This is a genomic window from Rhizobium sp. P38BS-XIX (genome assembly GCF_012641435.1).
GTDB lineage: Bacteria > Pseudomonadota > Alphaproteobacteria > Rhizobiales > Rhizobiaceae > Rhizobium.
The window spans coordinates 62,174-74,993 of sequence record NZ_JABAIJ010000001.1 but is presented as its reverse complement, the minus strand read 5'-3'; the positions used below and the strand labels follow the sequence as shown (position 1 = coordinate 74,993).

15 protein-coding genes are annotated in these 12,820 nt (G+C 59.2%); 1 reads left to right on the top strand and 14 read right to left on the bottom strand.

The genetic code is table 11. The annotated features are described in order from the left end of the window. Positions 1-37 precede the first annotated feature (37 nt). From HGP17_RS00350 to HGP17_RS00315, 8 genes are all read right to left on the bottom strand, one after another. Positions 38-1,483, bottom strand: a complete 1,446-nt coding sequence (locus HGP17_RS00350; RefSeq protein ID WP_168804883.1) for a PLP-dependent aminotransferase family protein — start codon at positions 1,481-1,483, stop codon at positions 38-40. Positions 1,484-1,522: 39 nt separating this feature from the next. Beyond that, positions 1,523-2,149 (bottom strand): NAD(P)H-dependent oxidoreductase, encoded by a 627-nt coding sequence (locus tag HGP17_RS00345; protein ID WP_168804881.1) that lies wholly within the window; start codon positions 2,147-2,149, stop codon positions 1,523-1,525. Beyond that, complete coding sequence (locus HGP17_RS00340) at positions 2,146-2,583, bottom strand: GNAT family N-acetyltransferase (RefSeq protein WP_168804879.1); 438 nt, start codon at positions 2,581-2,583, stop codon at positions 2,146-2,148. Before HGP17_RS00340 ends, HGP17_RS00345 begins: the two co-directional genes overlap by 4 nt. 92 nt (positions 2,584-2,675) lie before the next feature. Beyond that, positions 2,676-3,116 carry a ribonuclease HI gene (gene rnhA / locus HGP17_RS00335; RefSeq protein WP_168804877.1) on the bottom strand — a complete coding sequence of 147 codons (441 nt, stop codon included), beginning with the start codon at positions 3,114-3,116 and terminating at the stop codon, positions 2,676-2,678. After that, positions 3,113-4,078 (bottom strand): homoserine kinase, encoded by a 966-nt coding sequence (locus HGP17_RS00330; RefSeq protein WP_168804875.1) that lies wholly within the window; start codon positions 4,076-4,078, stop codon positions 3,113-3,115. The genes rnhA and HGP17_RS00330 overlap by 4 nt, the downstream gene beginning before the upstream one ends. Positions 4,079-4,111: 33 nt before the next feature. Continuing rightward, the gene (gene ispH / locus HGP17_RS00325; RefSeq protein ID WP_168804873.1) at positions 4,112-5,119 is read right to left on the bottom strand and encodes a 4-hydroxy-3-methylbut-2-enyl diphosphate reductase; all 1,008 of its coding nucleotides are present in this window, start codon (positions 5,117-5,119) and stop codon (positions 4,112-4,114) included. Between the two features lie 162 nt (positions 5,120-5,281). Then, the gene (locus HGP17_RS00320; protein WP_348648874.1) at positions 5,282-6,043 is read right to left on the bottom strand and encodes an SURF1 family protein; all 762 of its coding nucleotides are present in this window, start codon (positions 6,041-6,043) and stop codon (positions 5,282-5,284) included. After that, on the bottom strand, positions 6,036-6,452 hold the full coding sequence (locus tag HGP17_RS00315) for a DUF983 domain-containing protein (RefSeq protein WP_168804869.1): 417 nt from the start codon (positions 6,450-6,452) through the stop codon (positions 6,036-6,038). Before HGP17_RS00315 ends, HGP17_RS00320 begins: the two co-directional genes overlap by 8 nt. A gap of 146 nt (positions 6,453-6,598) precedes the next feature. Here HGP17_RS00315 and HGP17_RS00310 point away from each other — a divergent pair, with 146 nt between their 5' ends. After that, positions 6,599-7,249: a chloramphenicol phosphotransferase gene (locus HGP17_RS00310; RefSeq protein WP_168804867.1), complete on the top strand. Its 651-nt coding sequence runs from the start codon at positions 6,599-6,601 to the stop codon at positions 7,247-7,249. A 62-nt stretch (positions 7,250-7,311) separates the two neighbouring features. On the opposite strand, the gene HGP17_RS00305 is transcribed toward HGP17_RS00310, so the two are convergent. The 6 genes from HGP17_RS00305 to coxB all read right to left on the bottom strand — a co-directional run bounded on the left by HGP17_RS00305 (position 7,312) and on the right by coxB (position 12,630). After that, positions 7,312-8,190 (bottom strand): cytochrome c oxidase subunit 3, encoded by an 879-nt coding sequence (locus HGP17_RS00305; protein ID WP_168804865.1) that lies wholly within the window; start codon positions 8,188-8,190, stop codon positions 7,312-7,314. Between the two features lie 63 nt (positions 8,191-8,253). Then, the gene (locus HGP17_RS00300; protein WP_168804862.1) at positions 8,254-8,865 is read right to left on the bottom strand and encodes a cytochrome c oxidase assembly protein; all 612 of its coding nucleotides are present in this window, start codon (positions 8,863-8,865) and stop codon (positions 8,254-8,256) included. A 9-nt stretch (positions 8,866-8,874) separates the two neighbouring features. Beyond that, positions 8,875-9,015, bottom strand: a complete 141-nt coding sequence (locus HGP17_RS00295; protein WP_168804860.1) for a hypothetical protein — start codon at positions 9,013-9,015, stop codon at positions 8,875-8,877. Next, the gene (locus HGP17_RS00290; RefSeq protein WP_168804858.1) at positions 9,012-9,971 is read right to left on the bottom strand and encodes a heme o synthase; all 960 of its coding nucleotides are present in this window, start codon (positions 9,969-9,971) and stop codon (positions 9,012-9,014) included. Before HGP17_RS00290 ends, HGP17_RS00295 begins: the two co-directional genes overlap by 4 nt. A 59-nt stretch (positions 9,972-10,030) precedes the next feature. Then, entirely contained in the window at positions 10,031-11,725 is a 1,695-nt protein-coding gene (ctaD, locus tag HGP17_RS00285; RefSeq protein ID WP_168804856.1) for a cytochrome c oxidase subunit I, read from the bottom strand. A 14-nt stretch (positions 11,726-11,739) separates the two neighbouring features. Beyond that, the gene (gene coxB, locus HGP17_RS00280; protein ID WP_168804854.1) at positions 11,740-12,630 is read right to left on the bottom strand and encodes a cytochrome c oxidase subunit II; all 891 of its coding nucleotides are present in this window, start codon (positions 12,628-12,630) and stop codon (positions 11,740-11,742) included. Positions 12,631-12,820 lie beyond the last annotated feature (190 nt).

Here is a 12,820-nt window from a genome sequence, read left to right as displayed (position 1 = left end):
TGCAAGAATCCCAGATTTGACTAGGCCAAGATCTGACTCAGCCTTCTTGATCTGCGGCCATGCAGATGGCTTTCAACCGCTGCGCCAACGTCTCAGCCATATGCCTGCTGCTGAGATTGGTGAAGCTGATGAGCAGCCCATCGACCGACGGCGGCCCCATGTGCCACGATGAAAGCGACTGCAGGCCGAAGCCATCCGCCTGCGCCAATGTGGCGATCTTTGCGGACGAAGCGCGATACCCCTCGAACTGCATTGCAAGATGCAATCCCGCCGGAGGCGAAATCGCCCTGACCCCGTCGCCGAAGACATCCTGCATAGTATCGACAAGCAATTGCCGGCGCTGCGCGTACAGGGTTCGCATCTTCTTCAGATGACGGATGAAATAGCCCTGTTCCATGAAGTCCGCGATCACGGATTGATGGAATTCCGGACAACCGGCACTGATCAGCCGGCTGGCACGCTCGAAACTGTCGATCTCCGAGGGCGGCACGAGCAGATAGGCAAGCCGAAGCGCCGGATAGAGAACCTTGCTGAACGAGCCGGTGAACAGCACGCGCTCGCCGCGATCCATGGCCTTGAGCGACAGCGGCGGCCGGCGGTTGTAGCGATACTCGCTGTCGTAATCATCCTCGATGATCCAGCGCTGTCCCTCCTCCGCCCATTTGAGCAGTTCACCACGCCGCTCCTTTGACATCATCACGCAGAGCGGACTTTGGTTGGCCGGCGTGACCATGGCAAAGCGGGCATCGGGCGCGCGAGCCCTGCCCCCCTCGACAATCAGGCCATCCTGATCGACCGGCACAGGGTGGAGCTTGGCACCCATGGAGACCAGAAAATCGCGAGCAATTGGATAGCCCGGATCCTCGAACCATATGCCGTCGCCCGGCTGATGAAGCGCACGCATGATCAGCTCCAGCGAGGCGCGATGGCCTGAGGTCACAAATACCTGCTCCGGCCGACAGGCAATGCCGCGCGAAAAGGCGAGATAGGCCGCAATACGCTCACGCAGCGCCATGAGCCCGGCAGGCTGAGGGTGGCCGAGCTGCTCTATGCCAAGCTCGCGCGAGCGGCGGCTGACCAGACGGTTCCAGGTCTTGCGAGGAAAGGCATCGAGCGCCGGCAAGCCCAGCTGAAACGGCCGGATATTTGGCAATCGTTCCGCCCTAGCTCGACCCGTAACGAGGCGCGGCGATCCTGCATTGCTCGTCTTCTTCAGGCGCTCCTCGACGAAGGTGCCTGCCGCGCCGCGAAACTCGAGATAGCCCTCTTCCGCCATGATCTGATAGGCGAGATTGACGGTCCCGCGCGATAGGCCGAGTTCGCTGGCAAGCGCTCGTACCGATGGCATCCGATCTCCCGGCGCCATACGTCCCTCGGCGATCGCGGTCTTGAAACGCGCACAGAGCTGCAGGTAGATCGGATTGTTATCGTCGTGCAAAAGCGGCGTATCTTTCGCATTGGCCGATGGAGACTGCTTTGCCATGACGGCCATTTCCTGGATATCGGGGCTGCCGCCCAAAACCTACGATCCTCTTGGCGCGGAGGTTAGCCCGAAGACAGGATTGGCGGCAAGCTGCCGCTCGCCCGATGCGATGGCCTCTGCCGCAAAATCCGGCTGCACCAATCCTTGCAGCCGAATGAAATGCACATCCTCGATGCCGATGGTTGCCAGCACGTGGGTGAAATAAGGCGAGAGATAATCGGGCTGCCGGGCGCGTGGACCCTCGTGCTCACTGCCCGAGCCGACGATCACGAGGGTAGGACGATCCCTGAGCAAGCCGACCTTGTAACCGTCCCGATAGCTGAAGGTGCGACCGTCACGCAGGATGTAATCGATCCAGAGCTTGAGCGACGCCGGCACAGAAAAATTGTGCATCGGCGTTGAGACAATCAGGTAATCACAGGCGTCCAGCTCACGGATCAGCGTCTCCGATTCCTTGAACACCGGGAGGCCGGTTTCGGCACGTCTGGCAATGGCGTCGGCATATTGCGCGGTGATCGGCGGCGGGCACTTCGTCGCGAGATCACGCTCGACCAGAACGACGCCGCCTTCCTTGGCAGCAAGATTGGCCGCGGCCTGTCGCGCCAGTCGATAAGCACGTGAGGATTGCCCCAGCGGACTGGCATTGACATGCAGCGCGATTTTCATGCTGCCGGCTGTTTCAGAAGCTGGCTGAAATGCAGACCTCGAGCAAGAAGCCCGTTGCGGAAATAGAAACGCTGGGCGAGCGAATTGGCGAGCCCGGTATCGAGCACCAGCATTACCCTGTCATCGGCCTTCGCCATTTCCCGGACATGCTCGATCAGTTTAGCGCCGAAATTAGACCGCTGGCATGATTGGCGCACCACGAGATCGTCGACATAGGTAAACCGTCCATAGAGCAGGTTTTCAAGATGACGATAGCCGGCCAGACCGGCCAGTTCACCGTCCTTCCATACACCCAACAGGCGATAGCCCTCTTGCTGCTGCCGCTCGATACGCTCGCGATAGGTTGCGGCCTGCTCGATATGCGGACGAAGCTCCCGCATAACGGCAAAGCTCGCCGCAATATCGTCGGCGCTTTCGATATGCTTGAAGATCATGTCCGGCTCTCGCTGAATGGGAATAGCCGAGGCATAAACGGGCAATGACCCACCAGACAGAACCAAAAGCCGACAAACGGACTAGGCCAAGGCTACTTCTTCTTGAAAGGCTCCATGCCCTTGCGCGCCAGCTCGTCGGCCCGCTCGTTCTCGGGATGACCCGCATGCCCCTTGATCCAGTGCAACGTCACCTTGTGCCGGTTATAGGCCTCGTCCAGCGCCTGCCACAGCTCGGCATTCTTGACCGGCCTTTTGTCGGCGGTCTTCCAGCCGTTCTTTTTCCAGCCGAAGATCCACTTGGTGATGCCGTCCTTGACGTAGACGCTATCGGTATAAAGATCGACCTCGCAAGGGCATTTCAGGGCCGACAGCGCCGAGATCGCAGCCATCAATTCCATGCGGTTGTTGGTTGTATCCGCCTCACCGCCGGAGAGCTCCTTTTCCACTTCACCATAGCGAAGCACCGCGCCCCAGCCGCCGGGACCGGGATTGCCGGAGCAAGCGCCGTCGGTAAAAATATCGACGTGCTTCATGCCTTCAGCCCATATTCGGCAGCCGATGCAATCTGGCGGTGGAATCGCAGCTTGCGCAAATATTCGATCGGATCTTTTTTCGTGACCATGGCGCCGGCCGGCGTCGTCAGCCAGTCGTAGAGGCGGGTCAGGAAGAAGCGCAGCGCCGAGCCCCGCGCCAGTATCGGCAGGGCGGCGACTTCCGCCTCGCTCAATGGCCGCACGCTCTGGTAGCCTTCCAGCAGCGCCATGCCCTTGGTGATGTTATAGGCGTGATCCTTCTCGAAGCACCAGGCATTGAGGCAGATGGAGACGTCATAGGCCAGTTGATCGTTGCAGGCAAAATAGAAATCGATCAGGCCGGAGAGCGTGTCGCCCAGGAAAAAGACATTGTCCGGGAAAAGATCGGCATGGATGACGCCTTCGGGCAGATCCTTCGGCCAATGCTTTCCAAGAAAATCGAGTTCGCTGCGGATCTCATCCTGCAGGCCGGCTTCGACCTCGTCGGCGCGCGCCTCGGACTTTTCCCAAAGCGTCTGCCAGCCCTCGAGCGACAGCGCGTTCGGACGGCGGATTTCAAAACCTTCGCCGGCGACATGCATGGCGGCAAGCGCCTTGCCGACTTCGCGGCAATGATGCGCCTCAGGCTTGCGCAGCCACATGCCTTCGAGGAAGGAGATCAGGGCAGCCGGGCGGCCGGAGAGATGGCCGAGCAACGCGCCATCCTTGCGCGGCAGAGGCAGCGGGCACGACAGGCCACGGCTTGCGAGATGCTGCATCAGCCCCAGGAAGAACGGCAGATCGCCCTTGTCGACGCGCTTTTCGTAGAGCGTCAGGATGAGCGGATCGCGAGTCGTGTGAAGCAGGAAGTTCGAATTCTCTACGCCTTCGGCGATGCCCTTGTAGGACAGCAACTCGCCGACATCATATTCGGTCAGGAACCACTTCAAATCGTCTTCGGTAATATCGGTATAAACGGCCACGAAACAGTCCTGAACTTGAGCGCCTTGGGTCGGCTATTCGCCGTTGACGAAAGCCATGTCTGCTGTCGTCAGCTCTATACTGCGAAGCTCGCGATTGACGAGGAAATTCTCGGTTTCCTTCACAGTTTCAGCGAGTTCCACCACGGCATTATAGCGGGCGCGGAAAGCTTCGATGATCTCGTTGACGATGACTTCTGGCGCAGATGCACCAGCGGACAGGCCAACCGTCCTGATGTCGCCGATATTGCCCCAGTCGATCTCGGCGGCGCGCTGGACGAGAACGGATTTCTTCGCCCCGGCTCTCAGCGCCACCTCGACAAGGCGCTTGGAATTGGAGGAGTTCGGCGCGCCAACGACGATGAAGAGATCGCAGCCGGGGGCCGCCTCCTTCACCACTTCCTGGCGGTTGGTCGTGGCGTAACAGATCGAATCCGCAGCCGGCGCAGTCAGATTGGGGAAGCGCTCCTGTAGACGGGCAATGACGCCGGCGGTGTCGTCGACCGAAAGTGTCGTCTGTGTCACGAAACCGAGATTGTCGGGATCGACGGGCTCGTAGACATCGGCGTCTTCCACCGTCTCGATCAGCGACACCGTGCCCTCCGGCAACTGGCCCATGGTGCCGATCACCTCCGGGTGGCCGGCATGGCCGATCAGGACGACGTGGCGGCCGAGGCGATTGTGGCGCATCGCCTGCTTGTGCACCTTCGAGACCAGAGGGCAGGTCGCATCGAGATAGAAGAGATTGCGCGCATCCGCATCTGCCGGGACCGATTTCGGCACGCCATGGGCGGAAAAAACCACGGGCTGGGCGCGATGCTCGGCCGGAATTTCGTCGAGCTCTTCTACGAAAATGGCACCCTTGGCTTCCAACCCTTCCACGACATAGCGATTGTGCACGATCTCGTGGCGAACGTAGACCGGCGCGCCATAAGCCTTCAGCGCCAGAACGACGATCTGAATGGCGCGATCGACGCCGGCACAGAAGCCGCGCGGGCCGCAAAGCCGGATGGTCAGGTCAGGTTTGGAAACGGCTATATTCATGTCTCTTCCGAAATACGCGACGATGGCTCGGCCATTAGATAGGGATGCCCTTCAGGCTGATCCACTTTGCCCGCAGGATCTTATCCAAAAACCGCTGCGCACTTTTGCGACCATGCTCTAGCCGAATATTCCATCGAAATGAAGCTATTCTATTGCATGCCTCTATTGTGACGGCGCATCCGGATGGTGTTTGCGCCACCAGGAAATAGCGACGATGGCAACCAGCGCCACCGCGAGACCGTACCAGGTCACGGCATATTGCAGATGGTTGTTCGGCAGATCGACAATGGTGACGCCGCCGATGGGCAAGCCCGCCGGATTGGGGGTCCTGTCGGCATCGATGAAGAAAGGCAGAACCTTGTCCTTCGGCAGCCCGACGCTGGACGCCATCGTTTCAAGGTCCTTCCAGAAGAAGATGTTCTTGGCTAGATCATTGTCCGGCATGCCTGAGGGCTGGCCACTCAACTCGGCTCGCGCGAGGCCCGTTACCGTCTGTTCGCCGGTCAACTGACCCTGCTTGCGCATCTCCGGCTCTTTGGCATCCGAAGGCACATAGCCTCTGTTGACGAAAACATAACGGCCGTCGTCGAGCTGCAACGGCGTGTAGATATAGAAGCCGGGCTCGTCGCCATAGGTGGCGAGAAAGTCCCGTTCCTTGTTGTTGAGAAAGTGGCCGGAGGCGGTCACCGTGCGATATTCGATATCGCCACCGGAAGCCGCCATGGCCTCGATCGCCGACAGCGGCACGGGCGGCGCATCCTTGCGCGCGGCAATATCGGCCAGCAGGCCTTCCTTCCATTGCAGGCGTTCGACCTGCCAGGTGCCAAGGCCCAAAAGAATGACGAGCGCAACGAGCAGGATCAACGCCTTGCCGACTTGCCATAGAGGATTGGCACGGCGCGCGGGCACAACGGTCTCAGTCACGAGTGATGCGTCCTTCGCTGGCATTGTTGCGGTATTGCAGCGCGATCAGGATGCCCTTGCACCAGCGCAGAGAGAGCAGCGACAGAATGATGGTCAGCGGTGCAAACAGCACTATGTAGACCCAGATCGGCGGCGCGTAATTGATCTGCATCCACAGGACCAGACCGATGACGATGAAGCCGACGATCAGGATGACGAAGACGGCCGGGCCATCGCCGGCATCGGCAAAGGCATAATCAAGATCGCAGGCAGAGCAACGCGGCTTGATCGACAGCAATCCATCGAAAAGCTTTCCATGGCCGCAGCGCGGGCAGCATCCCTGGAGGCCAACCTTGAACGGATCGACAGGCGCAAAGAGGGCGCCATCATCATTCGACGCGTTGGGGCTTTTGTCTTGCTCTGAGTTCAATGTCCGATCCCGGTCAGTCTGCCAATACGGGCAAGCATCGTGATCTCGCCCCCGCTACAATCAGTACCCGCGATGCCATTCTCCGTCCAATCCAAAAGCTCGTACATCATATCCAAGTCAGACCATGCGTAGAGAGGAATGGCCCCATGAAAGACGGCGAAGATGTCACCCCAGGACATATCATCATCCTGAACGGCGCTCCGAGATCCGGAAAGAGCAGCATCGTCGAAGCCATCCAGACCGGATTTGAAGGCGTGTGGCTCAATCTCGGCGTCGATGCCTATGTGCGACACATCACGCCCGAGCGCTATCGCCCGGGTATCGGCCTGCGTCCGGGCGGCGAGCGACCCGACCTCGAGCCGCTCATTCCGCGCTTTTATGCCGCACTCTATGCCTCGATCGCCGCGCACAGCCGACTGGGACTGAATGTCGTCGCAGAATTCGGCCATCATGACAGCTACTCGCAGCCGCTCGGCATTCTCAGCGATTGCGCCAAGTTGCTGGCAGGACTGCCAGCTCTGTTCATCGGCGTGCGTTGCCCGCTCGATATCATCTTGCAGAGGCGGTTGGCGGAAGGAGCGGAAAGGCAAGGCTCCTACATCACCATCGAACGCGACATGCCCATCCCCGCTCCGATCGTCGCCTGGCAGGACCAAGTGCATCGGCCCGGCACCTACGATCTGGAAGTTGATACGTCCACGAAAAGCCCTGAGGCATGCGCCGAGGAAATTCGGCACTTGCTCACCAGAGGAGTGCCTCATCCAAGCGCCTTCGAGAGGCTCGCGTCGGGCGATTGAAGCCTGAAAGCAAAAGGCGAGCACGGGGCTCGCCTTTTTTCTTACGAAGGATGGAAGTTCGATCAGCCTGCGGCGATCGGCGCGCCCCAGCTGCCCCAGATGTAGATGCAGAAGAACAGGAAGAGCCAGACGACGTCGACGAAGTGCCAATACCAGGCAGCCGCTTCGAAACCGAAATGCTGCTTCGGCGTGAAATCACCGCGGATGGCGCGCACGAGGCAGACCAGCAGGAAGATCGTACCGATCAGAACGTGAAAACCATGGAAACCGGTCGCCATGAAGAAGGTCGCACCATAGATCGAATTTCTGAATTCGAATGGGGCGTGAGCATATTCATAGGCCTGGACGCAGGAGAACAAGGCGCCTAGCAGGACGGTCAGCGTCAGACCCTGGATCAGCCCCTTGCGATCACCATGCAGCAGCGCATGGTGCGCCCAGGTGACAGTCGTACCGGACAGCAGCAGGATGATGGTATTGTAGATCGGCAGGTGCCAGGGATCCAGAACTTCGACACCCTTCGGCGGGAACTGACCACCGAGGAAGGCCGTACGGGATGCCTGAATGGCCTCGTTCGGGAACAGGCTGACGTCGAAATAGGCCCAGAACCATGCGACGAAGAACATCACCTCCGAGGCGATGAACATGATCATGCCGTAGCGCAGATGCAGCGAGACGACACGCGTGTGCGCACCTTCATGTGCTTCCTTGATCGTATCAGCCCACCAGCCGTACATGACATAGAGGACGACAGCCAGGCCGATGAAGAACAGCCAGGGCTGCGCCAAATTCAAGCCGAACATATGTAGCGCGCCGCCGTTGAGGTAGCGCATGAAGCCGACACCACCGAAGGTCAGCACGAAGGCCCCAGCGGCCGCAAGGATCGGCCATGGGCTGGGATCGATAATGTGATAGTCGTGTTTTCTCTGATGCACTTCGGCCATATCAGCAATCCCCGAATAACTTTTTCCCATATTGCTTCCGGTCAAACCGAAAAGCACTCTCCATCAAAGTTTCTTTTCCGCCGGCTGCACCGCGCCCTCGTTCGATGCCACGGGCTTCACGCCGTCCCGTGGATAGAATGTGTAGGACAATGTCAGGGCGTTGATCGTCTTGGTTTCCACCGCCTTGGTGATCTCAGGATCGACGTAGAATACCACCGGCATCTCGCGCTTTTCCCCTGGCGCAAGATCCGTTTCGTTAAAGCAGAAGCACTGGACCTTGTTGAAATAGACCCCGGCTTCAAGCGGCGTGACGTTGAAAATCGCCTGGCCGCGTTGCACCTTGTCGGACTTGTTCTCCACCACGAACTTGACTTCGATGGTTTCACCGATCTTCGGGCTCACCGATTTCTGCTCGGGTCTGAAATCCCAGGGCAGACCGGGCGCGACATTGGCGTCGAAAGACACCTGAATCGGCTTGTCGAGAATGACGTTCGAAACCTGCTCGGTGCGCTGCGTCGTGCCGTTGTATCCCGTTACCTGGCAGAACATGCGGTAGAGCGGCACGGCAGCAGCGCACATGGCGCTCATGCCTATGATAAAGCTCAGGCACATCCCGACCACCAGCCCATTGTTACGGCCGCCGGTCTTCGTGCTTTTCTTTGCCTCCTCCGCCATCACGCCTCCTCAAACGTGTCCGGTACCGACCTTGATGAGGGTGATCGCATAGAACAGGATCACCAGGCCGGCCAGTACCAGGCCGAGCGCTATGTTGCGCCCGCGCCGCGATTTTCTTTGCGCTTCCGTCAACTTGACCAGCTCGATCATAACCAGCCTCCAACGCCGCCCGAGATCAGCACGGCGACGAGCCTGTCGATCAGCAGCGCGGAAAAGATCGCAAAAAGATAGAAAATGGAAAAGCCGAAGAGCTTCTTTGCCGGCACCATCTTTTCGTCGCCATCGGCCATCCGCCAGACGGCGATGGAACAGTGCACGAAAATCGCACCCAGCAGCGCAGCCACGATGCCATAGCCCAGGCTCGCAAAACCCATGAAGGACGGCACGACACCAATCAGCGCGGTCAGAACGGCATAGACGACGATCTGGTTCTTGGTCGTCGCAACACCCGAAACGTTCGGCAGCATCGGAACGCCGACGGCCTTGTAATCTCCCATCTTGAACAGGGCCAGCGCCCAGAAATGGGCAGGCGTCCAGAGGAAGATGATCAGGAAGAGCACGATGCTTTCAACCGGCACGCTACCGGTCACGCAAGCCCAGCCGATAACAGGCGGGAATGCGCCGGCAGCGCCGCCGATGACGATATTCTGCGGCGTCGAGCGCTTCAGCCACATCGTGTAGATGACGGCGTAGAAGAAGATCGTGAAGGCGAGGATACCGGCCGAAAGCCAATTGACTGCGAGGCCGAGGATCGTGACCGAGAAGCCCGAGAGCACCAGGCCGAACGCCAGCGCTTCCGAAGGGCTGACGCGGCCCGATGGGATCGGCCTGCGCGCCGTGCGGCTCATGACAGCGTCGATATCGGCGTCATACCACATGTTCAAGGCGCCGGACGCACCGGCGCCGACCGCGATGCAGAGAATTGCGATGAAGCCGAGGACCGGATTGATGTGTCCTGGCGCCAACACCAGGCCGGTGAAGGCCGTGAAGACGACCAGCGACATGACGCGCGGCTTCAGAAGCTCGAAATAATCGCGCGCGCTCGCTTCCGACAGGCCGTTGTCGGCTTGCGTTGCGAGTGCTTCGTGATTGTCGATGACCGTCATGCTTTCTTCCAATTATCAGGTGAGCCGGACGCCGCTCATCGCGGCGTCCGGAAACAGACTTACTTGATGCGCGGCAGCTCTTCCCACTGATGGTGGGGCGGCGGCGACGACAGCTGCCACTCGAGCGTGGTCGCACCCTCGCCCCAGGGATTGTTGCCTGCAACGCGCTTCTTGGCGAATGCATCTATAACGCCCCAGAAGAAGAAGCAAAGGCCAACAGCTGCGACATAGGAGCCGATCGAGGACACGAAGTTCCAACCGGCATAGGCGTCCGGATAGTCGATATAGCGGCGCGGCATGCCCGCACGACCCAGGAAGTGCTGCGGGAAGAACACCATGTTCACACCGATGAAGGTGATCCAGAAGTGCCAGTTGCCGATCCGCTCGCTGTACATGTAGCCGGTCATCTTCGGGAACCAGTAGTACCATGCGGCGAAGATCGCGAAGACGGCGCCGAGCGACAGCACGTAGTGGAAGTGTGCCACAACGAAGTAGGTCGCATGCAGTTCGCGGTCGAGGCCGGCATTGGCGAGCTGAACACCCGTCACACCACCGAGCGTGAACAGGAAGATGAAGCCCAATGCCCAGATCATCGGCGTGCGGAACTCGATCGAACCGCCCCACATCGTCGCGATCCACGAGAAGATCTTCACGCCCGTCGGGACGGCGATGACCATGGTTGCGAAGACGAAGTAACGCTGCGTGTCGAGCGAAAGGCCGGTCACATACATGTGGTGGGCCCAGACGACGAAGCCGACGGCGCCGATCGCGACCATGGCGTAGGCCATGCCGAGATAACCGAAGATCGGCTTGCGCGAGAAGGTCGAGATGATGTGGCTGATCATGCCGAAGCCGGGCAGAATCAGGATGTAGACTTCCGGATGGCCGAAGAACCAGAAGAGGTGCTGATAGAGCAGCGGGTCACCGCCGCCTTCTGGAGCGAAGAAGGTCGTGCCGAAGTTACGGTCGGTCAGCACCATGGTGATGGCGCCGGCGAGAACGGGCAGCGACAGGAGCAGCAGGAACGCGGTGATCAGAACGGCCCAGGCAAAAAGCGGCATCTTGTGCAGTGTCATGCCCGGTGCGCGCATGTTGAGGATCGTCGTGATGAAGTTGATCGCACCAAGGATCGACGATGCGCCGGCCAGATGCAGCGCGAAGATCACGAGATCGATCGCCGGACCCGGGTGGCCGACCGTGCCGGACAAGGGCACATACATCGTCCAGCCGGCGCCCGCGCCATAAGCACCCGCAGGACCTTCGACGAACATCGACAGGATCAGCAGGAGGAAGGCGGGTACGATCAGCCAGAAGGAGATGTTGTTGAGGCGCGGGAAAGCCATGTCTGGCGCACCGATCATGATCGGGATCATCCAGTTGGCGAAGCCGCCGATCATCGCCGGCATGACCATGAAGAAGATCATGATCAGTGCGTGTGCGGTGACGAAGACGTTGTACATCTGCTTGCCGCCATCGATGGCAGCATCGCCGGAGTAGCCGTAGACCATCGACGCCAGACCGCTGAAGATCTGAATGCCGGGTTCCTGCAACTCCATGCGGATGGCGACGGACAAAAGGAAGCCGATCACGCCCGCGAAAATCGCGAAGATCAAATAGAGCGTTCCGATGTCCTTGTGATTCGTCGAATACAGCCAACGCTCGGCGAAGGTCTGCTTGTGCGCATGATGATCGTCATGCGCGTGGGCGTCTTGAAGATCATGCGAGTGATCGTCGTGTGCCTTGGATCCAGCCATTGTTCCTATCCCTCTTACTTCGCCGTGTTTTCGGCAACCTTGACGGTTGCGGGCTGATCGACGGCGGCCATCAGAGCCTTGTTCGCCTTGTTCAGATCGGTTGCAGCGGAAGCAAGCCACTGCTTGTACTGATCATCGGAGACGACGCGGATGGCGATCGGCATGAAAGAGTGATCCTTGCCGCAGAGCTCGGAACACTGTCCGTAGTAAAGACCTTCGCGGTCTGCCTTGAACCAGGTCTCGTTGAGGCGGCCTGGGATGGCGTCAATTCTAACACCGAAGGACGGCATGGCGAAGGAGTGAATGACGTCGGTCGGCGCTGCCGTGACGAGAACGCGCACGTTCTTCCCGACCGGCACCACCATTTCGTTATCCACAGCGAGAAGCCGCGGATACTTCGACTTGTCGTCCTTGCCGGCAGCCGCGCGATCCGGCTCCTTCAGCATGAACGAATCAAAAGCGAGCGGCGTGGCGCCGCTGCCCTCATATTCATAATTCCATTGCCATTGCGTCGCGGTGGCCTTGACGGTGACATCAGTCTTTTCCGGGAAGGTCAACTGGTCGGTCAGGAGGTTGAAGGAAGGGATCGCCAGAAACAGAAGGATGAGGACCGGACCGATGGTCCAGATAACCTCAATCAGTGTATTATGGCTCGTCTTGGACGGAACCGGGTTCTTGGAAGCCCGGAACTTGATCATGACGACCAATAGGAGAACGAGGACAAGAAGCGTGATCGGAATGACAAACCAAAGCGTGTATGCCTCAAACCAACGGATTTGATGCATATTGCCGGTTGCCGCCTCCTGCATACCGGTTTCCCAAGGTTTCGGCTGATCAGCATAGCTGCCTGTTGCGAAAAGCAGACAGATCAGAGCCGTCAGAGCCGCATAAGCTCTCTTAATCACGATGTCTCTCCCTCCAGCGTTTGATCCCAGATCTTCCTCAAACGCAGTATCCCTACAGTCCATTGCGCTTCAAACCACAGTTTGGGGTACTCCGCAACAACTCAAGAGATTTGTTAGTGCGGCATTTTTGCGCGAATATAATCCCCATCGCCGGCCGGACATGGCAAGCATTTCATCATCATACGAAAAA

Coding starts and splice junctions, on each gene's coding strand:
- HGP17_RS00350 (WP_168804883.1), bottom strand. CDS start 1,483: ATGGCAAAGCAGTCTCCATCGGCCAATGCGAAAGATACGCCGCTTTTG.
- HGP17_RS00345 (WP_168804881.1), bottom strand. CDS start 2,149: ATGAAAATCGCGCTGCATGTCAATGCCAGTCCGCTGGGGCAATCCTCA.
- HGP17_RS00340 (WP_168804879.1), bottom strand. CDS start 2,583: ATGATCTTCAAGCATATCGAAAGCGCCGACGATATTGCGGCGAGCTTT.
- rnhA (WP_168804877.1), bottom strand. CDS start 3,116: ATGAAGCACGTCGATATTTTTACCGACGGCGCTTGCTCCGGCAATCCC.
- ispH (WP_168804873.1), bottom strand. CDS start 5,119: ATGAATATAGCCGTTTCCAAACCTGACCTGACCATCCGGCTTTGCGGC.
- HGP17_RS00310 (WP_168804867.1), top strand. CDS start 6,599: ATGAAAGACGGCGAAGATGTCACCCCAGGACATATCATCATCCTGAAC.
- HGP17_RS00305 (WP_168804865.1), bottom strand. CDS start 8,190: ATGGCCGAAGTGCATCAGAGAAAACACGACTATCACATTATCGATCCC.
- HGP17_RS00300 (WP_168804862.1), bottom strand. CDS start 8,865: ATGGCGGAGGAGGCAAAGAAAAGCACGAAGACCGGCGGCCGTAACAAT.
- HGP17_RS00295 (WP_168804860.1), bottom strand. CDS start 9,015: ATGATCGAGCTGGTCAAGTTGACGGAAGCGCAAAGAAAATCGCGGCGC.
- HGP17_RS00290 (WP_168804858.1), bottom strand. CDS start 9,971: ATGACGGTCATCGACAATCACGAAGCACTCGCAACGCAAGCCGACAAC.
- ctaD (WP_168804856.1), bottom strand. CDS start 11,725: ATGGCTGGATCCAAGGCACACGACGATCACTCGCATGATCTTCAAGAC.